We start from the raw sequence: 25,003 nt of genomic DNA, 5'->3' as shown, positions 1-25,003 counted from the left end.
GGTTTAACTGCTTATCAATCTATTCAACAAGCTCTCTCTACTGATGGCTCCCTTTTTTCCCCTAGTTGAGCAATTACAAATTATTGTATAACGAATGAATCTCCAATTGAAAGCCTGCAATCTCAAATTTAAATTCGCTGGAGAACCTGTATATGCAACAACTAAAAACAGTCTGGCAGTCCGGCAGCAGCCACCCCGAAAATGCTGACAATCTCCATAATATCAGTGAGTGGTGGGGAAACCTCAACGGTAAAGAAATTAGCTGGGTAGAGAGACTGATTCCGCAAATCGGCGGTCTGAGCGAAATTCACTGGCACCCCCAGCGTTTTGACGAAACATTTGTGATAGTCAATCCCGAAATTCGGGAGGAAACTCTCTATTGGTACAAGCCCGATTCTCCTGTCCAACGTAACAACACTGTTGACAAACTAGAACTTGACAACTTGCAACAGCAATTGTACATCTATCCTCAGTTGGAAGCGGAACTTGTAATTCGCGTAGGAATTTCCGAAGTTAAATATCAAACTCTTGAATTAAATAATCCCGAAATCGCCTTGGGCGAAGATAATATGCTGCTGCTATGGGAATCTGACCAAGAACTAGAAATTAAAATTTACTTTAGCCAGCAAAATTTTGATAAACTTAAGGAATTGCTGGCATAGAGAAGACAGAGAAAAGAGTTTGTTTGGTAGGCTTTGGGGGCGTGTGGGTGGATCTATAGCAATCCTTGCAGGAGTCGTAAATTTTTACCCTAGCCCAAGCCTCCCGGAACCAGATTGGGAGTAAGAAATCAACAAATGATTGAGGATTACTATATACTCTTAGTTGCCTATAAATATCTTAAGGCTGATGGGCGGGTGCGTCAAAACCGAGGTTTTTCACAGCTAGACTTTGTTGGAGCGACAAGAGTAAAAAAACGGTTTTTTCGCCTTGCGGTATGTCGAGGTGTGTATCTCTGCTAAAACCCTTTGAATGTGGTAAAAGAATCTCCATAAACTTGCGTTATACTCCTGGGACTTTTAATGCTAAGGTCAAGTAAAAAAATGTTTTGGACGTATCAACCGGGTTGTACGAAAATACTTTGTCCCAGCCCTTAAACAAAGTTAAAAAACCCGGTTGCTTTGATTGGGATTGCCTAAGCGAGGATTGTTGTTCTGCCAAGTTAATTAGGACATCAAATAATGGGATTTGTTTGGGCAATAAGATATGGTTAAATACGGCTAATTTGAGGGGAAACCTTAAGACAAGCAACCAATAAATTTAAAGAATAGAATGTGCGTTAGTTGAGGAGTTAATCTCTAAAATCAATCCTCTGTTTGCGAGGTTTAAAAAGGTTTAAACAATAATTAGGATGGAAGGAATCGCTAATTTTATTAAATCATCAATCTGCAGCTTGCACAGAAAAACTCACAATAATCCGACAAAAAATGATATTTGACAAAGAAAATATTCACATTTTAATTATTGACGATCAGCCCCAGAACCTGCGTTTTATATCAAACATATTGACGAAAGAAGGGTATAAAGTTCAGCGGGCGATTTCGGGAGAAATGGCGGTCAATGCTAATTTAACTGTTCTCCCAGACTTAATTTTGCTAGATATTGCCATGCCCAAAATGAACGGATATGAAGTCTGTGTTCGACTGAAATCGAACGAGAAGACGAGAGAGATTCCGGTGATTTTCTTGAGTGTTTTTGATGAAATTTTTTACAAAGTCAAAGCTTTTGAAGTCGGCGGTGTTGACTACATTACTAAGCCTTTTCAAGTGGAAGAAGTTTTGGTGCGGATCGAAAGTCAATTGACTATACAACAGCTATCAAAACAATTAAAACAGCAAAATACCCAACTGCAACAAGAGGTAGAAGTTCGCAAGCGAACAGAACAATCACTCCGGGAAAGCAAAGCGCGGTTGCAGAAATTGGCGGTCAATATACCGGGAGTTCTTTATCAATTTATCAAGAAGCCCGATGGAAGTTTCAAATTTGAATATATTAGTTATGCTTGTAGGGAAATTTACGAATTAGAGAGTGAGGAAATCTTAAAAAATCCCGACTTTTGTTTCGCTCAAAATCATCCAGATGACCAAGAATGTCTGGTCAAAAAAATTACTACTAGCGCCCAAAGTTTAGAACCTTTTGCCTGTGAATGGCGGATTATTACACCGTCGGGTAAACTCAAATGGCTGCAATCTAATTCTCGGCCAGAAATGCGCGATAATGGCGATATTGTTTGGTATGGCGTACTTTTTGATATCAGCGAGCGCAAGCACGCAGAAATAGAAATGGCTGGAGCTAAAGCTGCTTTAGAACGGCAAGTTCAGCGAGAATTACTGATTGCAAAAATAACTCAAGAAATTCGCTCAAGCTTGCAGCCAGAAAAAATATTTCAAATAGCTGCAACTCAAATCGGTCTGGCATTCTGCGTCAATCGCTGTTTGATTCATACTTACGTTACTACCCCCCAAGTCGATATTCCTGTGGCGGCAGAGTATGTCGAACCCGATTGCGAATCTATTCGGAACGTACTTGTTCCAATTTGGGGCAATCCTCATGTCATACAAATGATGATACAAGATCGGGCGATCGCCTCCAACAATGTTTATTCAGACCCTCTGTTGCAAGCTGTTCAACCTATTTGCCAGAAGCTTGGGTTAAAATCGATGCTGGCAATTCGCACTTCCTACCAAGGCAGGGCAAACGGCGCTATCGGTTTGCACCAGTGCGATCGTTACCGGGAATGGACTTCCGAGGAAATCGACTTACTAGAAGCTGTGGCGGCTCAAGTAGGGCTCGCTATCGCTCAAGCTACACTGATCGATCGAGAAAAAAACCGAATTCAGCAGCTCGATCGGCAAAATAAAGTGCTGCAAGCAGAAATTCGCACGCGCGTCCGCGCCGAGCAAGCTCTGCAAGAATCGGAAACAGAATTGAGGGCGATTTTTGCCGCCATGACTGACACAGTTTTAGTAAGAAATGCAGAAGGGCGCTGCATCAAAATCGCCCCGACAGCATCAACAAATTTGGTGAAACCTCCAAGCGAAATGATTAACAAAACCGCCCACGAAGTCTTGCCAAAATCTGTAGCAGATTTAGTATTGAATGCCATCCAACAAGCTCTAAAAACGAAGCAAAGTATCAATGTTGAATATAGCTTTAAAGTCGGAGATCGTGAAGTTTGCCTCGACGCTAAAGTTTCTCCGCTTACTTCAGATTCAGTAATTATCGTAGCGCGAGATATTAGCGTTCGCAAACAAACAGAATCGGCACTCCGAGAGAGTCAACACTTCATTCAAGCGATCGCCGATTCAAATCCCAACCTATTGTATGTTTACGATGTAATTGAACAGCGAAATGTTTATACCAACCGACAAATTTCGACGATACTCGGATACACCGCCCAAGAAATACAAGATATGGGTACAGCAATGATGCCAATTCTGATCCACTCGGACGATTTGCCAAAGTTTTTTGAAAGCGTCCAAAAAGTAGATGAAGCCAAAGACGGCGATATCATTGAATCTCAATACCGAATGAAACACAAAAACGGTGAATGGCGGTGGATGCACACTTGGGATACAGTATTTCTCAGAACCGCTGATGGTAGACCCAAACAAATTCTCAGCACTACTAATGACATCACAGACCGCAAATTCGCCGAAGAAAAACTGCTAGCATCGCAGCAAAGAATCTCATTTTTATTGCAGCAAACGCCGATCGCAATTATCGAGTTAAACCTCAATTTAGAAATTATCACTTGGAATCCAGCAGCAGTTGCTATTTTTGGCTACAGTGAGCAAGAAGCGATTGGTCGAGTCGCCTCGGATTTGATCTTACCTGAAAGCTACCACCCGCAATTATCTGATATTTTCAATCATGACTTGAATGCCAAATCCAGCGGCACTACCGAAAATCTGACCAAAGACGGCAGAATTATCATATGTGAGTGGTACAATACTCACCTAATTGACGATAACGGTACAGCGATCGGCATTGCTTTAATGGCTGTAGATATTACCGAACGCAAGCAGGCAGAAACCGAACTGCAAGAAAGTGCTTTACGACAAAGGGCGATCGCCCGCATTATTGAAAGAATGCGGCAAACTTTAGATATCCGAGAAATTTTTCACGCTACAACCCGAGAATTGCGCCAAACCATGAAGTGCGATCGAGTCGCTATTTACCGTTTCAATCCAGACTGGAGTGGCGAATTTGTAGCCGAATCCCTTGATCGCAAGTGGGTTTCTTTCATCCAAGCACAAGATATCGATTCTAACCTTACTGAAGGCGCTTTAGACAGCGAACTTTGCCTCGTCCAAAAATTAGATAGTATTTCACCCGAAGTCCACGATACCTATTTGCAACAAACCCAAGGCGGAGCCTACAGCAGAGGTAAGACTTACCTTTGTGTCCCAGATATTTACAAGCAAGGTTTCGATAATTGTTACATCCACTTGCTAGAAAAATTTCAAGCTAAATCCTACATTATTGTACCAATTTTTTCTGGCAAAAAGCTCTGGGGATTACTAGCATCCTATCAAAATTCGGCTCCCCGCCAGTGGAGTGAAGCTGAAATCAACGTTGCAGTTGATGTAGGTACTCAGCTAGGAGTAGCATTACAGCAAGCGGAATTGCTCGCCCGCACTCAAAGGCAGTCCATGGAACTGATTAAATCCAAAGAAAACGCCGAAGTTGCCAACCGCGCCAAAAGCCAATTTCTAGCTTCCATGAGCCACGAACTTCGCACACCTCTCAACGCCATTCTCGGTTTTTCCCAAGTCATGGCCCGCAACAGTTCTATCACGGAAGAACAAAAAGAATACATAGAAATTATTAACCGCAGTGGCGAACATTTGCTAGAACTCATCAATGATGTTTTGTCAATGTCCAAAATAGAAGCAGGTCAAATTACTATCAATCCCAGCCGCTTCAATCTCTACAACCTTCTCAACAGTCTCAAAGAAATGCTGCAACTAAAAGCCAACTCAAAAGGTTTGCACCTAATCTTTGAAAATGCCGATGATTTGCCGCAGTACATTCAAACAGACGAAGCTAAATTGCGGCAAGTCTTAATTAACCTGGTCGGCAATGCGATTAAGTTTACTCAGCAGGGAACCGTTACTTTGCGCGTCAGCAGCCAAGCCGAAAAAGACGCCACAGAAGAAAAAAAATTCCAATTGTATTTTGAAATTGCCGACACGGGACCCGGCATTTCTCCCTCAGAAATTTCCACATTATTTAAGCCATTTTTACAAACCGAAACTGGTCGAAAATCCATGCAGGGAACTGGTCTGGGGTTGCCGATCAGCCAACAGTTTGTCCGAATTATGGGAGGTGATATTGCTGTTGAAAGTAAACTCGACCAAGGCACAACTTTCAGCTTTAATATCTGGGTTAACTTAGTAACAGAAAGTGATGAACAAGAAAAACCGCCGATTAAACAAGTTATTGCTTTAGAAGCCGGACAAGACACTTATCGGATATTAATAGTTGAAGATGTAGCGGAAAATCGCCAACTGCTGCTTAAGCTGCTAGTACCCCTGGGATTTGAAGTCCTGGAAGCAACTAACGGTCAAGAAGCAATTGCTTTGCATTCAACTTGGAAGCCGCATTTGATATTAATGGATATGCTGATGCCAGTGATGGATGGGTATGAAGCGACAAGACAGATTAAGAAAACTCTAGAAGGTAAAGAAACAATAATTATTGCCTTGACTGCGAGTGCTTTTGACGAGCAGCGGCAAATAATTTTCTCTGCTGGTTGTAACGATTTGATATGTAAACCTTTTCGGGAAGAGGTACTCTTTGAAAAGATAGCGCATCATCTCAACCTGCGTTATATTTATGAGAAAGAAAACTTATCTACTTCTTTTTCAACACCGACGCTGCTTAAAAGTTTGACCACCGAGGATTTGAGCGTAATGCCCACAGACTGGGTGGTCGAGTTGCACCGAGCAGCACTTTGTGTTGACGACAACCGCATCCTCGAACTGATCAAGGAAATTCCCGAAACTGAGGCAAATCTCGCTAACGCTTTAACAGATTTAGTCGATAATTTTCGGATAGATATCATTATCGATTTAACTCAATTATATTATGATGAACGACCATCCATTACCAGCGACTCCTAAAGACATTCTGATCGTTGACGATATGCCGGATAATTTGCGACTTTTATCCACTATGCTGACATCTCACGGCTATCATGTCAGGAAGGCTATTAACGGACACTTGGCTTTGCAAGGAGCACAAATATCTCCTCCCGATCTAATTTTACTAGATATTAATATGCCGCAAATGAACGGGTATGAAGTTTGTGAGCAGTTAAAGTTAAGCGAAAAAACTCAAGAGATTCCGGTAATTTTTATTAGTGCGCTAGATGACGTGCTGGAAAAAGTTAAAGCTTTTCAAGTAGGAGGAGTGGATTATATTACTAAACCGTTTCAAGTAGAAGAAGTCTTAGCCCGCGTCCAAAACCAACTTTCCCTTCGTTTGCTGCAATCCAAACTGCAACAGCAAGCTAGGGAACTGCACGATCGCAATTCTAGATTGCAGGAAGAAATCGCAGAACGGCAGCGGGCTGAAGAATCAATCCGGTTTTTGCTGGAAACTACGCGGGCGATCGGCGAAGCTGTAGACTTTCACTCAGCTTTAGAAGTAATTTTGCACCAAGTTGGGGAAACAATCGGATGGGATGTAGGAGAAGCTTGGATTCCCGATGCAGAAGGAACTGTGCTGCAATCTGCCCGTGGCTGGTATGCCAGCAACGCGAGGATGGATGCGTTCCGCAGGCAAAGCGAACAACTGACATTTGCCATGAATATAGGGCTGCCAGGACGAGTTTGGGCATCCAAGCAACCGGAATGGGTAGAAGATATTTCCAGGGGATACCCGCATTTTCTCCGAAGTCAAATAGCACTAGAACTTGGATTTAAAGCTGGTTTTGGCGTGCCGATTTTGGTAGGCAATGAAGTATTAGCCGTGCTAGTTTTCTTTAAAATTTCGTCTGCTGGGAAAGACGCGCGATTTATAGACGTTTTTAATGCGGTAGGAACTCAATTAGGTTCTTTGATTCAGCGCAAACAAGCTGAAGAATTGCTGCGTATTGCTCAAGAAAAATATCACAGCATTGTAGAAAATGCGATGGAAGGCATTTTTCAAAGCACGCCTTCAGGAGGCTATCTCAGCGCTAATCCAGCTTTGGCAAAATTGTACGGTTACGACTCGCCAGAAGAACTGATGTCCGAGATTAACAATATTGCTCAGCAACTGTACGTTGACCCGGAACGCCGCCTTGAATTTGTGGCTGCTATGGATGCTGAAAATGCCGTTTCGGGGTTTGAATCTATGGTATGTCGCAAAGACGGGCGGCGGATTTGGGTGTCAGAAAATGTTCGGGCGGTTCGAGATTCCAAAGGTGAGCTGCTCTACTATGAGGGTACTGTTTCTGACATTACAGAGCGCAAATTAGCGCAAGAAGCGCTAAAAGTTCAACAAGAACAAAGCGAGAAGTTGCTGTTAAATATTTTACCCAAACCAATAGCAGAACGTTTGAAGGCGGAGCAAAGCACGATCGCCGACAGTTTTGCCCAAGTAAGTGTTTTATTTGCTGATATTGTTGGCTTTACTGAGTTGTCTGCTAGAATGTCTCCCACCGAGTTGGTCAAGCGCTTGAACGTAATTTTTTCGCACTTCGACCAGTTAGCTGAAAAGTACGGTGTGGAGAAAATTAAGACTATTGGCGATGCTTACATGGTAGTCGGGGGATTGCCTACGCCGAGACAGGACCACGCGGAGGCGATCGCCCAAATGGCCCTGGGAATGCAGGCAAAAATAGCAAAGTTGTGCGCCGAGACAGGGGAAAAACTGGCAATTCGCGTTGGCATCAATTCCGGGCCAGTTGTTGCGGGAGTGATTGGTGTGAGCAAGTTTACCTATGATTTGTGGGGAGATACGGTTAATGTAGCGGCGAGGATGGAAGCTACGGGTTTTGCTGGCAGCATTCAAGTTACTGATGTTACTTATGAGCTTTTGAAAGATAAGTATTTGTTTGAGAGGCGAGGCGTGATTCCGGTAAAAGGTAAGGGGGATATGATGACTTATTGGTTGCTAGGAAAAAAGTAAAAATGGGAATTGGGAATTGGGAATTGGGCATGGGGAATTGGGCATGGGGAATTGGGCATGGGGTATTACAACAAATAACCAATAACAAATAACCAATAACCAATAACACATAACCAATAATTCATGACTACTGACTACTGACTACTGACTACTGACTTCTGACTTCTGACTTCTGCTATGATGAAAGTAGTTAACGAAACTTTACATAATAGCCGTGACTGCACAACAATTAGTATCTGCAACCAGCTTTGAAAAATTAATTTGGACTTGGAAAGGTCACAAAATCCAATATACCGTCCAAGGAACCGGCCGCCCTCTGATCTTGATTCACGGATTTGGGGCTTCGATCGGACATTGGCGGCAAAATATCCCCGTACTCGCAGCCGGCGGCTATCGCGTATTTGCTTTGGACTTGCTGGGATTCGGTGCTTCCGCCAAACCAGCCCTAGATTACACTCTGGAATTGTGGGAAGAATTGCTGACTGATTTCTGGGCGGATCTGGTACAGGAACCGGCGGTATTTGTCGGGAATTCGATCGGCGCTTTGCTGAGTTTGATGGTAGTCGCCAACCATCCAGAAATATCAGCCGGCGGTGTCTTAATCAACTGTGCCGGCGGGCTCAACCACCGGCCGGACGAACTGAATTTCCCGCTGCGAGTAGTGATGGGGACTTTTACTAAATTAGTTCGATCGCCCCTGATCGGCCCCTTTATGTTCAACAACATCCGCCAAAAACACCGCATCCGCAACACCCTGCGCCAAGTCTACGGGAACCGCGAAGCCATCACCGACGAACTCGTAGAACTCCTGCACGCCCCCTCCTGCGAGCCCGGAGCTCAACAAGTGTTTGCCTCGATTCTCACAGCCCCTCCAGGCCCTCAACCGTCAGAATTGCTGCCCAAAGTCGATCGTCCGTTATTGGTACTTTGGGGCGCAGACGACCCCTGGACGCCCATCGCCGGCAGCCAGATTTATCAACAATTGGCCGCCAACGATAAACCAGTGAAATTTGTTTCAATTCCCAACACAGGCCACTGTCCCCACGACGAGCGGCCGAGTGAAGTCAACGCTCTGATTTTGGACTGGCTGGTGGAAGTGAAGTAAAATTTTTCTGCTCAAGGCAACCCTTGAGTGATCGAGTCAAACCCTTGCATTGCAAGAGTTTTGCCTCGCTCCACCGCGCCGGAACCCCGGCAGCAGCCGACTCAAAAAAGTATTTTTGGAAAAAGTATTGACACAATTTACTCAGTCAGCTATATTGATGGACGTGTGAGGAGCGAACCAGAAAAAGCACCGAGACGAAACACGGCCAGTCGTCGGTGCTTTTTCTGTTGAAACCTGTTTTTAAGAGTTTTAAATTATCCATAATTCACATCCAGAATATCTGTAAGCCCGCCCCACTTTCTTCAATTCTTCCTTCGCGTTCTTAGCGTCTTTGCGGTTCGTTAAATAAATATTCGATGTTGCAGAAAAAGTAATTGACTCCACTTGAGATTGAAAAATCTGAAAGTGTGGATTTTTTTTGATCGTCAAAAGTTGATTGCAGAGAACTCAAAACTAGAGAGTTATATAATAATAAATTGTCGCTGGGTCGGGGCGGGTTGATATACATTTTTTCCAAATGTCGCCGCTAAACCCGCCCCTGCGGTATTTGTGCTACAAATATCAACGATCGCCCAAAACAAATTGTTCGATCGCAGCCGCCACTCCGTCTTCCTCCACATCCGGTGCCACCCAATCAGCAGCAGCCTTCACCCCATCAGGAGCATTGCCCATCGCCACGCCCACACCCGCGTAGGCAATCATTTCCACATCATTAAAATTGTCGCCGATCGCCATCACGTTTGCCGCCTGCAAACCCAAAAGTTCCTCCGCTAAATACTGCACCGCATCTCCCTTATTCGCCAAAGGATGCGTAGCTTCAAAAAAAGTAGCAACCGATCGAGTCAAATAAAGCTCTGCAGGCGTGTAGCGCTGCCGCATACTGCTGAGCAAGCCGTCGAGGACCCCCGGATTCTCGCACAATGCCAAAACTTTCGTGGGTTCCCCCGGAAGATCTCGCCGCAAATCTTTAATCACATTTGGTTCAATGCCCGATCGTTCGGCATAAATTCGGGTAGCTGCGGTAATTTCCGGCACGTAAAGTTGATCCTCAATGTAGAAATGGATCGAAAGCAGCGGTCGCAAATGCGGTTCTTCAAAATAATCTAACAGTTGCAGAGCAGTTTGTTTCGACAGCGGCAAGTGCCGCAGCCGTTTTTGAGTAGCGTGATCTTGAATCCATGCGCCCTGGTAGCAAATCAGTGGCAATGTTGAGCCGATGTCGCGGTGAAAACGCAAAGCTGAGCGGTACATCCTGCCCGTAGCGACGGCTACTTTCACTCCCCGCGACTCGGCAGCCAAAATGGCCTGCTTGACTGGTTCTCGGATGGTATTTGACAAACCTGCGATCGTGCCGTCTATATCCACTACCAGCAATTGAATGTCTGCGGTGCCAAAAGCGCGATCGGTCGCATTAGCTGGATTTGAGGCAGTTATATTCTGCATGATTTTTTTAGATTTTAGCTGTTGATTTGCACGCACCCGTTTATTTTGGCACTGGCGGGATAGCAAAGTGCGACTTCTGATTTTTTGAAGACTAAAATATAGATAACTAAATAAGCGACACAAAAAGTATCTAGGAGGACTCTTTCGGGATGGATTTAGTTAAGCTATAGAATAGTAGCCAGTTTACTGCCGTAAAAACCGCACTCGACAGACGATATGTATTTCCACTTACTTAATAATACTTGTGGTCAAAAAGAATGCAACTCTCAGCGCGCGAGCCAAACCCTCATATCATCAATCATTCCCAATCTAAAATCTAAAATCTAAAATTGTATAACCGCATCTTTGAAATTACCCCCAACTATCATGATTTCTATTCCGGGATACCGCATTGACGGAGAACTTTATACAAACTCTCACACAGTTATTTATCGAGGTCTGCTGCTTGAGGAACAAAAACCCGTCATCCTCAAAACTCTCACGCCACCATACCCTAGCCCAGCGCAAATCTCCCAACTGCTGCACGAATCCGAACTTCTTAAAAATTTGAATTTACCCGGAATAGTCAAGCTTTACAAAATAGAAACCTACAATCACTTTCCTGTTTTAGTTTTAGAAGATTTTGGTGGGATTTCCCTAAAAGAGTTTCTCAGCAACAACCAGCTAGAGTTACCACAATTTCTGCATATTGGCATCAAACTAGCAGAAACTATTGGGCAACTCCACGAACACCACATCATCCATAAGGATATTAAACCCAGCAATATTATTGTCAATATCGAGACAGGAGATGTCAAGATTGCTGATTTTGCGATCGCTTCCCTGCTACCGGGCGAAAACCCCGCCCCCAGCCATCCCCATTTACTCGAAGGTACTCTCGCCTATATGTCTCCTGAACAAACGCGACGCATGAATCGGGCGATCGACTACCGCACCGATTTTTACTCTTTAGGCGTCACATTTTATGAAATGCTTTGTGGCGAATTGCCTTTTCAGGCGATCGATCCCATGGAATTAGTACACTGCCATATTGCCAAAACGCCAGTTTCTCCTTGTGAAAACAGAAAGCAAAAAGTAGAAAGCAGAAGCATCGAAGGCAAAATCAATCAAGTAGGAACCAAGGAGATTCCTCAAGTCGTTTCCGATATCATCATAAAACTCTTAGCAAAAACAGCCGAAGACAGGTATCAAAGTGCTTTCGGACTTTTGTACGACTTGGAAAATTGTCTCGTTCAACTGCAAACTACAGGCAAAATTTCCCACATAACCCTCGGCGAGCAAGATCAGTCAAATCACCTGCAAATTTCCCAAAAATTTTACGGGCGAGAAGCAGAAGTTAATATGCTTCTCAGTATCTTCCAGCGGATGAGGCGGGGCAATACAGAAATCGTGCTGATTTCGGGTTCAGCAGGTGTGGGCAAATCGTCGTTAGTATATGAATTTTACAAGCCGAGTCGGCGGGAAAACGGGTATTTTATTGACAGCAAATTTGAGCAATTTAAGCGCGATATTCCCTACGCTTTTTTGCTTCAAGCTTTTCAAGATTTGTTGCGGCAAATTTTTACAGAAAATCCCGCCGAAATCTATGTTTGGAAACAAAAAATTTTAAACGCACTCGGCGGCAACTGCCAAGTAATTATTGAAGCTATTCCAGAATTAGAACTGATTATTGGGCCGCAGCCCCCCGTCCCAGATTTAGGAGCAAATGAATCTCAAAATCGCTTTAATTTAGTATTTCAAAACTTCATCCGCGTTTTCGCTCAAAAAGAACACCCGCTAGTAATTTTCCTGGACGACTTGCAGTGGGTCGATTCCGCCTCTCTCAAGTTAATAGAACTGCTAGCAACTGACCTAGGCACTCAATATTTATTAATAATTGGAGCTTATAGAGAGCAGGAAGTAGATGCAAATCATCCCCTAATGCTGACCGCCTCAGCAATTAAAAAAGCAGGTGGCACTGTAAGGGCGATCGCCCTTTCGCCTTTAGATATAAGCAGTGTCAACCAATTCGTTGCCGATTCTTTAAACTGCGTCCCAGAAAAATCCTTAAGTTTAGCAGAATTGCTTTGGCGAAAAACCGCTGGCAATCCATTCTTTTTAACTCAATTAATAAAATTTATTTACTCAAAAAGTTTGATTAAATTTAAACTTTTACCTTCCAATAATGTGATCGATATACCTGAACCTAACCTGTCGGTATTAGCGCAACCAATCTCCGAGCAAATTGTGAAAAAATGCCAGATAACAGGGGAGTGGCAGTGGGATATCGAACAAATACAAGAAATGGGAATAACTGACAATGTTGTAGAATTAATGATAGATAACATTCAGAAGCTTTCAGAGACTACACAGGAACTGCTTAAATTAGCCGCTTGTATAGGGAACAAATTTGATTTAAAAATTCTCTCGACAATCGCCGAAAAACCTCTGGCGTCCGCAGCAACAGACCTCGGCGAGGCACTTCAGTCTGGTCTGATTTTGCTCGTGAATAACGCCTACAACATTCCGCTCACACTAGCAGCAAGCACAGAAGTAACAGACACAATATCTAGAGACTTTATCGAGAAATTTTCCCTACCAGTGGCTGATGTTTCGAGCGCCACTTACAAATTTTTGCATGAGCGAGTGCAGCAAGCAGCTTATGCTTTAATATCCGATTATCAAAAACAAGAAATTCATCTAAGGATAGGAAATTTTTTACTACAAAATGCACCGCCAGAGCAATTAGAAGAGCATATTTTTGATACTGTAAACCAACTAAATGCTGCCAAAGGAATCATCAGCAGTCAATTAGAAAAATTTCAATTATGCCAATTAAATTTAATTGCAGGCCGCAAAGCAAAAGCAAGTGCAGCTTACGAACTTGCCCTCGAATATTTAACCGCAGGTATTGAACTGCTTTCTCCCGAAAGTTGGCAAACTGACTACGACTTGACTCTTGCACTCTACGAGTCAGCAGCAGAAGCTGCTTACCTCAATACCGACTTTGAGCCAATGGAAAAATGGGCGAGAATTGTCCTGCAATACGCCAAAAATGAACTAGATAAAATCAAAGTGTTTGAAATCAGAATCATAGCTTGTGCGATGCAAACCCAACTCCAAGAATCGGTAAAAATTGGTCGGGAAGCACTAAAAATGTTAGGAATCAACTTTCCCGAATCGCCGATTCCCCTCCACATTCAGCAAGCAATGGCTAAAACTGCCGCTTATTTAACCGAAAAACAAATAGAAGATTTAATTGACTTGCCGATTATGACAAATCCGCATAAATTAGCAACTATGCGCGTGCTTTCCAGTATGTTTTCAGCTACATTTATAGTTGAACCTGTGCTGCTGCCCCTGATTGTGTGCGAGCAAGTTAATTTATCTATTAATTACGGAAACTCTACTTTTTCCGCCTTCGGTTATGCTAATTACGGAGCAATTTTAAAAGGAATAGTTAGAGATATTGAGTCGGGCGATCGCTTCGGTCAATTAGCTTTAAATTTGAGCGAGAGATTAAATGCGTTAGAATTCAAAAGCAAAACGCTTAATTTAGTAGCATTTATTTTGATGAACGGCAAGCATCACGTTAAAGACTCATTGCCACTATTAGAGGACGCCTATCAAAGTGCGCTAGAAAATGGGGATTTAGAATGTGTCGGATATTCAGCCGTAAATATTTGTCAGTCTTTGTATTTCATCGGTCAAGAATTGCCACAACTAGAACGGAGAATGGTAAGTTACAACAATTTGTTGTTTCAACTCAAGCAAGAAACTGTATTAACTTGGAATCAAATATATCGGCAAACTATTTTGCAATTGATGGGAAGATTGGAAAGTCCACACATTGTATTAGGTGAAGCATACAGCGAAGAAAAATTGTTATCGCTGCTGTTAAAAGCTAACGATCGGGTGGGACTACAGCACTTTTATTTGCAAAAGTTAATACTAGCGTATTTATTTGGAGATACCGCTACAGCGCTAGAAAATGCAGCGCAAGCCGAAGTATATTTAGACGGTGTTGCAGGCTTTATTAATGTTTCTGAATACCAGTTTTACGATTCTCTAGCTCGCCTAGCAGCCTATCCATCTGCAACAGACGAGGAACAAGAAGAGCATATTTTTTACGCTGTCAGTAACCGAAAGAAACTGCAACAAAAAGCGCTTTATGCGCCCATGAATCTTCAGCACAAATGCGACTTACTCACGGCAGAAAAAGCGCGCGTTTTGGGCAACGTTGTGAGAGCAATGGAATATTACGATCGCGCAATTGAAGGAGCCGAAGAAAACGGATACATACAAGTACAAGCAATAGCAGCAGAATTGGCAGGAGCATTTTATCTATCGATAGGACGAGAAAAAAATTCTAAAACTTACTTGACAGAAGCGCGTTATTGCTATCAGCGCTGGGGAGCAACAGCCAAAGCAGCGCATTTAGAATCCAAATACTCGCACTTGCTAACTTCAGGCTCGATTTCAACTAATATTGAAACTCACAAATCTACCAGCAGCGCTTCCACGACGAACGACAGTGCAGGCGTGCTAGACTTGACCACAGCAGTTAAAGCATCGCAAACATTAGCCGGCGAAATAGTTCTAGACAAACTCCTGGCAAAAATGATGAAAATTGTTATTGAAAATGCCGGGGGGCAAAGAGGCTTTTTAATACTAGAAAAAGAGGGTCAATGGGTGATTGAAGCATCAGGATCTGTAGATGTCGATCGCGTTACTGTCATGCAATCAATTCCGATAGATTTTGTACCCGACGATCGAGAAGTAACTTTGCTGGCAATTGCAGTTGTGAATTACGTCGCCCGCACCCACGAAAGTATAGTTTTAAATGATGCCACCCGCGAAGGACAATTTACTCGCACACCCTATATAATGGCAGCTCAGCCTAAATCAATTCTTTGCACTCCGTTAATTAATCAAAGCCAACTCACTGGCATTCTATATTTAGAAAACAATCTGACTACAGGCGCTTTTACACAAGACAGGTTAGAAATATTAAAACTGCTGTCTTCTCAAATTTCTATCTCCATCGAAAATGCCCAACTTTACGCAAACTTGCACCAATTCAATCAGAATCTAGAAAATTTAGTACAGCAGCGTACCTGCGAGCTCTCCCAAACTTTAGAAGACTTAAAATCGGCTCAAAATAAACTGGTAGAATCGGAAAAAATGGCTGCCCTCGGAGGGTTGGTTGCAGGTGTTGCCCACGAAATCAATACTCCCATCGGCATCGGTATCACCGCCGCCTCCCTGCTTTCTGAAAAAGCCACAAAGTTTTTTGAGGTTTACAGTAACGGCCAAATAAAACGTTCCGAGTTAGAAAAGTTTCTGGATACCGCCGTGCAAAGCAGTAATATGATCTTATCTAACCTCACGCGGGCAGCAGACTTGATTCACAGTTTTAAAGAAGTAGCTGTAGATCAGTCGAGCGAGTTAAAACGCACGTTTAATATTAAAGACTATCTAGAGGAAATTTTGACATCTTTAACAGTTAAACTAAAAAGAACTAAGCACAAAATAGAGATTAAGTGTGATGAAAATATTGTCGTGGACAGTTACCCCGGCGTAGTGTGTCAAATTGTGACAAATCTGGTGTTGAATTCCCTACTTCACGCCTACGATGGAGAAGAGGAAGGAGTTCTGGCTTTTGATTTCAAACTAGAGGGCGATCGGCTAATATTTGAATATGCCGATAACGGCAAAGGAATTGACCCAGAAAATCTCAGTAAAATTTTTGAACCGTTTTTTACCACCAAAAGAGGTCAGGGAGGCACGGGATTGGGACTGCACATTATTTATAACCTTGTTACTCAAAAACTAAAAGGCACAATTAGCTGTACAAGTCAAGTAAATAAAGGCACAAGATTTATGATTGAATTTCCCGCTAAAATGAGCAATTAGTTATTAGACCGCCAACATGGATATAAGTTTTATATAGGAGAACGATATATGTCAGAAGCTAGTAAAAACCTGTTGGCTGCAGGCGATGACGAATTAATCGCGGCGGGGGACGATGAATTAATATTTGCTGAGGAAGACGAGGCGGAACAAAAACCGCTAGAAGAAAGTTGGAAAATATTAATTGTAGATGATGAAATAGAAATTCACAATATTACTAAACTAGCGTTAAACGATTTTAAATTTGAAGGAAAAAGCATAACATTTATCAGCGCTTACTCAGGGAAAGAAGCTAAAGAAATCATTCAAAATAATTACGATATTGCATTGATTTTACTCGATGTAGTTATGGAAACAGAAGAAGCAGGCTTGGAAGTAGTTAAATACATCCGCGATATTTTAAATAATCAAGTAGTGCGGATTATTTTACGGACTGGACAGCCCGGGCAAATACCAGAAGATGTAGTAATTGTCAGCTACGATATCAATGATTACAAAACCAAAACAGAACTTACTAATAAAAAATTATTTACCACAGTAGTCACCGCCCTGAGAGCATTTAGATCACTCAATCAAATCGAATCCAGCAAAAGTGAACTCGAAAAAATAGCCGCTGCATCTGCCCGTTTTGTTCCCCGTGAATTTTTGAAATTTCTCAAAAGAGAAAGCATCGTTGATGCCAGACTAGGAGACGCTGTACAAGCAGAAATGACGATTATGTTTGCCGACATTCGCTCATTTACAAGTCTTTCAGAAAGTATGTCTCCTCGAGAAAACTTTGAATTTCTTAACTCTTACTTAAGCCGAGTTGGCCCGGTTATCCGCCAGTACAACGGTTTTATAGATAAATACATTGGTGACGGGATTATGGCTTTGTTCCCGAACAGGGCTGAAGATGCTGTACAAGCAGCAATTGAGATGCAGCAGCAAGTAAAAATTTATAACAGACACAGGCAAAATAGTGGCTATCAACCTATTTCAATAGGGATTGGCTTGCATACGGGGACTTTAATGTTAGGTACGATTGGCGAAGCGGAACGAATGGAAAGTACGGTGATTTCTGATGCCGTTAATTTAGCTTCCCGCGTGGAAGGATTGACAAAGCTTTATGGAGTTGCTATTGTAGCTAGCGTCCAAACTCTTTGCCGGATAGACGATCCTCAACATTACAAGTGCCGGTTTCTCGATCGCGTTCAAGTCAAAGGAAAACAAACACCTGTTGCTGTATTTGAAATTTACGATGGCGACTCGCCAACAATGATCGAACTAAAAGCCCAAACTCAAACTTATTTTGAACAGGGAATTTTTTTTCACTACCAGCAGCAATTCGCGCAAGCAAGGCAAATGTTTCTGCGCGTTTTGCAAGTCAACAAGTATGACAAGGCAGCAGCTTTTTATGCAGAACGCTGCGAGATGTTGATGAAGAATGCAGTCATTATGACTCTTGAAGGTATTGAAATTTAGCTAATGGGTAATGGGTACTTGATAATTGGTAATTAGTAGCTTTTTTTTCTTCCCTCTTCCCTCTTCCTCCTCCCTTCTCCCCCATGCGCTTCAAATCCCTTGATGTTTTTCGCGGAATTGCGATCGCCTCGATGATTCTAGTCAATAACCCCGGTAGTTGGGAACAGGTGTATCCACCACTAGAACACGCAGAATGGCACGGCTGCACCCCGACAGACTTAGTATTTCCGTTTTTCTTGTTCATCGTTGGCTGCGCGATGTCTTTCTCGTTGCCTAAATATCTTCAAAATTATCCAAAAACCGGAATAGAAACCTTAAAAATTACACAAACAAAGGAAAAATCAGAGTCTGCCAAAAACCTTCTTCCTTCTTCCTTCTTCTTTCTCCCTTCTTCAAATATTTACTGGCGAATTGCGCATCGCGCCGCGATTCTATTTATATTAGGATTGCTGCTAAATACATCTTCGATCGCCCTTGACGTACTTCTCAACAGCGCCCCAGTGGAAAACTTCGGTAAAATCCGCATCATGGGAGTATTGCAGCGCATCGGCTTAGCTTATTTCATCAGTGCGATCGCCATTCTCAACCTTTCCCCCCGCAATCAAAAACTGCTCGCTGTTGCCGTGCTTTTGGGCTATTGGGGCGCATTAACCGTATTTGCTGTAGGGGGGTACACTGCCGGCGAACTCACGCCAGAAGGAAATTTAGGAGGATATGTCGATCGGCTAATTCTCGGTAGCCAACACCTGTACAAAGGCGGCCCCTTCGACCCCGAAGGATTGTTGAGTACCTTACCCGCAAGCGTTACAGTCCTGATCGGCTACTTTACAGGAGAGTGGCTGCGCGTACACCCCATTAAAACCCGCACCAGTATCAACTTAGCAATCTGCGGCCTCTGTTGTGTGATAATCGGCCACTTGTGGGGATTTTTATTTCCGATCAACAAACAACTTTGGACGAGTTCCTATGTAGTTTTTACCGCAGGTTGGGTGTTGCTATTGCTAGCATTTTGCTACGACACAATTGAAGTACGAGGTTGGAAATGGGGGAGGCTGTTTGAAATCATGGGAGTGAATGCAATTTTTCTATTTGTCGCCTCCGGTATTGTCGCCAGAATCTTGTTGAAAACTCATATCGGCAGCGGGGGAAATGCTCCAACTACCTACACTTGGATTTATGAAAACTGGTTTTTGCCGTGGGCGGGTCCGCTGAATGGTTCCCTAGCATTTGCCGTGACTGCGGTATTATTTTGGTGGTTAATTTTGTATGGAATGTACCGCCGTGGTTGGCTGATTAAAATTTGAGTGCTTTGGTATGCAGTGGATATAATTATTTTTTGGGTAGCATCAGATATACTTGAAAAGGCTTTGGGTATTGTCGGTGCATACCACGGCAAAAATCTGGCTGACTATATTGTTTAATTACTGAATTAACTACAAGAGCATAGGTCTTTTCTGAATTCGCCAAAAGTGTCTTCGCTATTTTTAGGCCTAAATATTATAGTTAATAGCGATCGCTGGCCATGTCGAAGTCACCACTGCCCCTATCTTTTGGGAAAGACGGCTAGACTAACTCCAGAAGCGCACAGTTTGCGATCGCAGATTTCACTCTCTGTGCAAGCAATTTAATCCTAATAATGAGATCGCTGTAGTTGCTGCATGAGAATTGCCGAGGCAGATCTTTCGCAACCAAGAAAGTACAAGAATTATTGCAGTTTTTCTTGTGCCTTCATTGCGGTAATTCGGCTCTCGCCATCACTTCCTAAAAAACCGAATCGCGATCGTGATCCGGGTTATAAGTAGGCAAGATTTGAGAGTCAGGTGGTGTTTGGTTTGGCAGATTTAGGCTGATGATACTAATTCGGTGACGATCGCGACCACTCCCTCTGGGTCAATAGGTTTGGCAAGGTGACGTTGAAAGCCTGCCGCGATCGCTTGCTGTCGATCCATCTCTCCAGCATAGGCAGTGAGGGCGATCGCTGGAATTTGTCCACCTTGCTCCCGCGGCAGGCTACGAATGTGACGCATCAGCATATAGCCATCCATTTCTGGCATCCCAATATCACTGACAACGATCTCTGGAATCGCTTGGGAGAATGCTTGCAGTGCTGTGGTTGCAGAGGCAACGCTGGTGACGATCGCCCCCGCTTGTTCTAAAACAAACGCCACAAACTCGCGTGAATCTGTTTCATCATCCACAACTAAGATGCGAATACCGCTTAAATTCCCGGTTGAGTCTGAGGGGGGTTCAATGGCTGGCAATACACAGATGTGAGATGCCAGCGGAATTTGAACGGTAAACATAGCTCCTTTTCCTTCACCAGAACTATCGACTGCGACGGTTCCCCCGTGCATCTCAACAATTTGCTGCACGATCGCCAGTCCTAATCCTAATCCGCCAAATTTGCGGGTGATGGCTCCATCTTCTTGCCGGAAATGCTCAAAGACATAGGGCAGAAAGTCGGGCTTAATACCTTTTCCAGTATCAGTAACTTGAATTTGAGCAGTGTTGCCAGTCAAACTTAATTCAACCGTAACCAGTCCGCCTGAGGGGGTGAATTTAACTGCATTGGACAACAGATTCCACACCACCTGCTGCAACCGCCCACTATCTCCCATCACGATGGCGATACCGAGTGACATCTTCGTTTGAATTTCAAGGGTTTTTGCTTCTGCGGCTAATCGAACAGTTTCTAGCGCCGCTGAGATGACGGTACTGAGATCGACAGGCTTCACGGTTAAACTTAGTTTGCCGCGTAAAATCCGAGAGATGTCGAGCAAATCATCAATCAGTTGTACTTGTAGCTGGGCATTACGCTCGATCGTCGCTAGAGCGGTTAGAGTTCTTGCTGGGTCAAATTTTCGTTGCTGCAATAGTTTTGACCAGCCGAGAATCGGATTGAGTGGCGATCGCAATTCATGGGACAGCACCGCCAAAAACTCATCTTTGATTCGGTTAGCGCGATCGGCAGTTTCTCGTGCAACTTGCTCTTGCGCTAGCATTCGTTCCAATTCAGTTTCAGCTTGCTTTTGCTTCGTGATATCACGTGAAATTGCTAAAAGTTGGGTCACTTGTCCAGTGGTATTTCGCACAGGTGTGGTAATGATATCCCACCACTTCGGTGTGCCCTTGTAAGTGGGAAGATAGGCTTGAAACTGGCCGACTTTGCCCGCTTTGGCAGCCGCGATCGCGGCCTTGGCATTTTCATAATATTTACCTTGCCAGATATCTTGCCAAATGGTGTTTAGAATGAGTGACGGATCGTCGATTTCCAACAGGCACAACCCGCCTGGATTGATATAGACGATTTCGCTATCGAGCATTAAGACTTTAATGCAATCTTGACTGCTTTCCAGTATGCGTTGCTTTAGCTCCTCACTGTCGCGCAAGGCTGCTTCGGAGCGGGCGCGTTCGGCTGCCGCCCAAGTACGCTCGGCAACTTCTTCCGTTAGCGACACCTCGTCCTGTGTCCAAGCCCGCGGCTCGGATGTGTGGACTGCCAGCCCCGCGACAAACTCGCCTTCCTTGACCAAGGGTACACCGATGTATGCCCCAATCTGGCTCGCGGCGTAGGCCGATCGCTGCTCTGGAGATAGGTTGGGATCGGCTTGCACATCGGATGCGACCACAGGGCAACCCGTGCGGTACGCTGCAAGCAGCTTTGGCCCGAACGAATCAATCGCGTATTTGCCAGCCATTGTTTCGGCTCCGTTGACATAATCACGCTCAACGACGTAATCAGCGCCGCGAACCTCGAAGTACGCCACCCGATTCGCGCCGAGATATTCACCCAGCACGCGGCTGGCCGTAGCCTGAATCTCAACTGGGTCGGCAAGCGGACGAATCGCATCGGTGAAAGAAACGCGGAAAGCATCAAATTCGGCGGCTCGCCGCAAAATTTCTTCTGCCCGTTTGCGATCGCTAATATCTTTGAAGACGATCGCCACTTTTCGCGCTTGGGCTTCACCGGTGCGACAGGCATACACATCGAACCAACGGTTCAGTGCTTTAGCATAATTCTCAAACTGAAGCGGTTCGCCCGTTATCGCGATTCTGCCATAAATTTCAAACCAATGCTTCTCATGATCTGGGGCGAGTTCAAGCATCCGCTTGCCCACTGCCTGCACCAACCCTGATTGTTGTTCAAACGACGGATTGACTTCTAAAAAGCGGTAGTCTATCGCGCGATCGTCTTTATCAAACAGCATCTCGATGACGCAAAAGCCATCGCCAATCGACTCAAACAGCGTTCGATAACGTTCTTCGGATTGACGCAGGGTTGCGGCAGTTTGAATCTGCTCGGTAACATCCCTGAAATAAACGGTGATGCCGTTAGGGGCGGGGTAGGTGCGAACTTCGTACCAGCGATCGTGATCTGGGTAAAACGCGGTCATTGACGCAGCCACACGATCGCGCATGGTACTCAAGTAGGCCTGCGCCAACTCATTGCCAATTAGTCCTGGATACTCTTCCCACAAATTCTTGCCAACTAAATCACCTGGAGTGCAATCGAGTAGTATTTCGGCAGATGGATTTATATAAGTAAACTCCCAGTTCTCATCCAGTGCAAAGAAGGCTTCAGCGATGCTCTCCAGAATATTCCGAGTCTGCTCCTCACTTTGGCGCAAGGCTTTTTCTGCCTGTTTGCGATCGGTGATGTCTCGCGTTACGCCTGCCACTGCATCTACTGCACCGTTTATGTCCAAAAGTGGCACGAAAATGTATTCATAGGCGCGTGTGCCGATTGCGCTAGTGTAGAGCGATTCATCCTTGAGCATCTGGCGCGTGGCGATCGCCTGTTGAATCTGTTGCTGATGTCGGGTCGCTAAATCGGTTGGATAATCCAGCTCAAAAAAGTTCTTTCCCAAAGCTTCATCCGAAGTTTTCTGCCAAAGATTGAGCAACGCCGGGCTAACATACGTGAACCGTCCCGCCAAATCAAAGGTGTAAATAAAATCGGGAATTGCAGCTACGATCGCATCGAACTTTCGCAGTTGCCGTTCGAGTTCGGTGCGACTCTCGCGTAATGCGGTTTCGCCACGGGTACGTTCAACGGCTGCCCAGGTCTGCTCTGCGGTTTCCTCGACTCGTCTCACCTCGTCTTCCGTCCACGAGCGAGGGTTTGCCTGATGCACCGCCAGCAACGCGACAAATCGCTCGTTCTTAATCAGCGGCACGTCGATATGGGCAGCAATGTCGATCTTTTGATACATTGCCTTCTGGCTAGCTGTGTATTTAGAGTAGTTTGCGACATCGGGAACGATCGCTGTTCGCCCCGCTTGATGGTCGTCTGCGAGATTACGTCCGAAATCTCCCAGATGGTAAAGCCCGCTCAGTTCGGCAACACCGTTCGCGTAGTTTTTATGAACGATGACTTCCTTGCCGCCCGGTAACACTTCAATATAAATGACGCGGCTTGCGCCTAGAGAATCGCCCAGAATGCGGGCAGCGGTTGCCTGAATCTCGTTGGCATCTGTCAGCGGGCGTAGCGCATTGGTGAGCCTGACTCGAAACGCATCGGCTTGGGCAGTTTGATGCCAGACATCTGTTGAGGGGCGTTTCTGTGGCAGATTAGATTCTAGCTGCGTCTTTTCCGGGTGCTGGGTGCGATCGAGTTCTGTCAACAGGATTTGCACGGCCGTTTTCAGGCTGTCCGACCAGGTTTCGACCGCCCCCAGTGAAGTTTGCGACCAATCGTGCGATCGCATCCGCCTCGCCATCTCGCTATCGCCTGCAAATAAATTTTTAGGAGCAGCCTCATCTACCAAATCACTCACACACCCTACCTCGCTGAAAAATACTGACCTAAAAGCTGTTTGCTACCCTCTCGAATGACGATTGAAGAGAATTGACCCAGTTCCGCAACCAACGTCCGAATTTGTCTTAATGCCAAAGGTGAGGGTTTTATCCCTTTATTTTACCAAGGCTTAATCGTTACTCTTAGAAGATTTCATACAGTTTAAACACATGGTATCTCTCATACTCAATATCTGTCAAAAAGTAGATATGATGAGTCCACTTAAAAATAGTCCAGACACTTTTTAAGCAGCATTGATTAAATTATGGAAAGTTAAAGTTAAAGCCTTTGCGAAAGTGATGAGGATCATTTTTTTAACTTAAACACAACAAACATAACGACTGAGTTTTGTAAGTTCAACCTTGCCACAAAGGAGCAAAATAGTTGAAAGTAAAACCACTAAAAACTCCTTTTTTGTATTAACTAATTCCTGGTATTTATTGTAATATTGATTTACTAATATTCATCAGACCATCTGAAGAGATTGTATGTTTTTTTAGCTTAACCTAAAAGAGTGCTTTTTTCTGTTTGTTTTTAGCTCCGATCCACTCACTTTTTTCGGTTCTGTGTTGTACAGCGTTAGCAAAGCTTGCGGTAGGCATCGCATCCCTATCTAAAAATAGTCCGGAGTATAGCCTTAAGGAGGAGTTCAACAGCCTACCAAGCTCTGCCAGACAACATTTAAGCCGACTGTCACGACTGGCATAATGGCTACTGGCTAGCAATTGCCTCATGTTTCTTTACACAGCATTGTTTATTGATGTCCGACTAGTTATCTCGTTATTTCAGTAATAGATTGCAATTAGTCTAAAGCAGAAAAAGCAGATCGAGCTTCCGATCAAGAAATTGCGACGGCCCAAATGCCTCAACCCATGCCAGATTAAGGATTTTGCGCGTAAAAGCCGATCGCCCGCCACCGATCGCTAGCTATAACTGAGCCCTAATCGCTAAAATTAAAAAAAGATACGTAATAGGCAGGCCCTGTCAATGATCCCAACAGTTATAGAACAATCCGGTCGCGGCGAACGCGCCTTTGACATTTACTCGCGGCTCCTGCGCGATCGCATCGTCTTCTTGGGCCAACAGGTTGACTCAGACTTAGCCAACCTGATCGTTGCCCAATTGCTATTTTTAGACGCCGAAGACCCGGAGAAAGATATTTACCTCTATATCAACTCCCC

Annotated in this window: 10 protein-coding genes; 8 read left to right on the top strand and 2 right to left on the bottom strand. The window is 44.3% G+C overall.

The genetic code is table 11. From position 1 onward, the window contains the following. The first annotated feature begins 152 nt into the window (after positions 1-152). From QUA38_RS13840 to QUA38_RS13825, 4 genes are all read left to right on the top strand, one after another. The gene (locus tag QUA38_RS13840) at positions 153-662 is read left to right on the top strand and encodes a hypothetical protein (RefSeq protein WP_333162619.1); all 510 of its coding nucleotides are present in this window, start codon (positions 153-155) and stop codon (positions 660-662) included. Positions 663-1,427: 765 nt separating this feature from the next. Further along, on the top strand, positions 1,428-6,128 hold the full coding sequence (locus QUA38_RS13835) for a response regulator (RefSeq protein ID WP_333162617.1): 4,701 nt from the start codon (positions 1,428-1,430) through the stop codon (positions 6,126-6,128). Beyond that, a complete protein-coding gene (locus tag QUA38_RS13830; protein ID WP_333162615.1) occupies positions 6,094-8,121 on the top strand; it encodes an adenylate/guanylate cyclase domain-containing protein in 2,028 nt (675 codons plus the stop codon). Before QUA38_RS13835 ends, QUA38_RS13830 begins: the two co-directional genes overlap by 35 nt. Positions 8,122-8,335: 214 nt before the next feature. Then, positions 8,336-9,226, top strand: coding sequence for an alpha/beta fold hydrolase (locus QUA38_RS13825; protein WP_333162613.1), 891 nt, complete (start codon positions 8,336-8,338; stop codon positions 9,224-9,226). Between the two features lie 561 nt (positions 9,227-9,787). On the opposite strand, the gene QUA38_RS13820 is transcribed toward QUA38_RS13825, so the two are convergent. Further along, positions 9,788-10,669, bottom strand: coding sequence for a Cof-type HAD-IIB family hydrolase (locus QUA38_RS13820; protein ID WP_333162611.1), 882 nt, complete (start codon positions 10,667-10,669; stop codon positions 9,788-9,790). A 366-nt stretch (positions 10,670-11,035) separates the two neighbouring features. On the opposite strand from QUA38_RS13820, the gene QUA38_RS13815 reads away from it, so the two are divergent. From QUA38_RS13815 to QUA38_RS13805, 3 genes are all read left to right on the top strand, one after another. Further along, positions 11,036-16,564, top strand: coding sequence for an ATP-binding sensor histidine kinase (locus QUA38_RS13815; protein WP_333162609.1), 5,529 nt, complete (start codon positions 11,036-11,038; stop codon positions 16,562-16,564). A gap of 48 nt (positions 16,565-16,612) precedes the next feature. Next, positions 16,613-18,025, top strand: coding sequence for an adenylate/guanylate cyclase domain-containing protein (locus QUA38_RS13810; RefSeq protein WP_333162608.1), 1,413 nt, complete (start codon positions 16,613-16,615; stop codon positions 18,023-18,025). 83 nt (positions 18,026-18,108) lie between these two features. Continuing rightward, on the top strand, positions 18,109-19,329 hold the full coding sequence (locus tag QUA38_RS13805) for a heparan-alpha-glucosaminide N-acetyltransferase domain-containing protein (RefSeq protein WP_333162605.1): 1,221 nt from the start codon (positions 18,109-18,111) through the stop codon (positions 19,327-19,329). A gap of 537 nt (positions 19,330-19,866) precedes the next feature. Here the strand turns inward: QUA38_RS13805 and QUA38_RS13800 are convergent. Further along, a complete protein-coding gene (locus QUA38_RS13800; protein ID WP_445305054.1) occupies positions 19,867-23,745 on the bottom strand; it encodes a PAS domain-containing protein in 3,879 nt (1,292 codons plus the stop codon). A gap of 1,064 nt (positions 23,746-24,809) precedes the next feature. Between QUA38_RS13800 and QUA38_RS13795 the strand changes: the two genes are divergently transcribed. Next, the coding region (locus QUA38_RS13795) for an ATP-dependent Clp protease proteolytic subunit (RefSeq protein ID WP_333162601.1) at positions 24,810-25,003 on the top strand (194 nt) is incomplete at its 3' end.

This window comes from Microcoleus sp. Pol12B4, assembly GCF_036701385.1.
Taxonomy (GTDB): domain Bacteria; phylum Cyanobacteriota; class Cyanobacteriia; order Cyanobacteriales; family Microcoleaceae; genus Microcoleus.
Note: the sequence above shows the minus strand (reverse complement) of the source record. Positions and strands in the feature narration are given on the sequence as shown.

Coding starts and splice junctions, on each gene's coding strand:
- QUA38_RS13840 (WP_333162619.1), top strand. CDS start 153: ATGCAACAACTAAAAACAGTCTGGCAGTCCGGCAGCAGCCACCCCGAA.
- QUA38_RS13835 (WP_333162617.1), top strand. CDS start 1,428: ATGATATTTGACAAAGAAAATATTCACATTTTAATTATTGACGATCAG.
- QUA38_RS13830 (WP_333162615.1), top strand. CDS start 6,094: ATGATGAACGACCATCCATTACCAGCGACTCCTAAAGACATTCTGATC.
- QUA38_RS13820 (WP_333162611.1), bottom strand. CDS start 10,669: ATGCAGAATATAACTGCCTCAAATCCAGCTAATGCGACCGATCGCGCT.
- QUA38_RS13815 (WP_333162609.1), top strand. CDS start 11,036: ATGATTTCTATTCCGGGATACCGCATTGACGGAGAACTTTATACAAAC.
- QUA38_RS13810 (WP_333162608.1), top strand. CDS start 16,613: ATGTCAGAAGCTAGTAAAAACCTGTTGGCTGCAGGCGATGACGAATTA.
- QUA38_RS13805 (WP_333162605.1), top strand. CDS start 18,109: ATGCGCTTCAAATCCCTTGATGTTTTTCGCGGAATTGCGATCGCCTCG.
- QUA38_RS13800 (WP_445305054.1), bottom strand. CDS start 23,745: ATGGCGAGGCGGATGCGATCGCACGATTGGTCGCAAACTTCACTGGGG.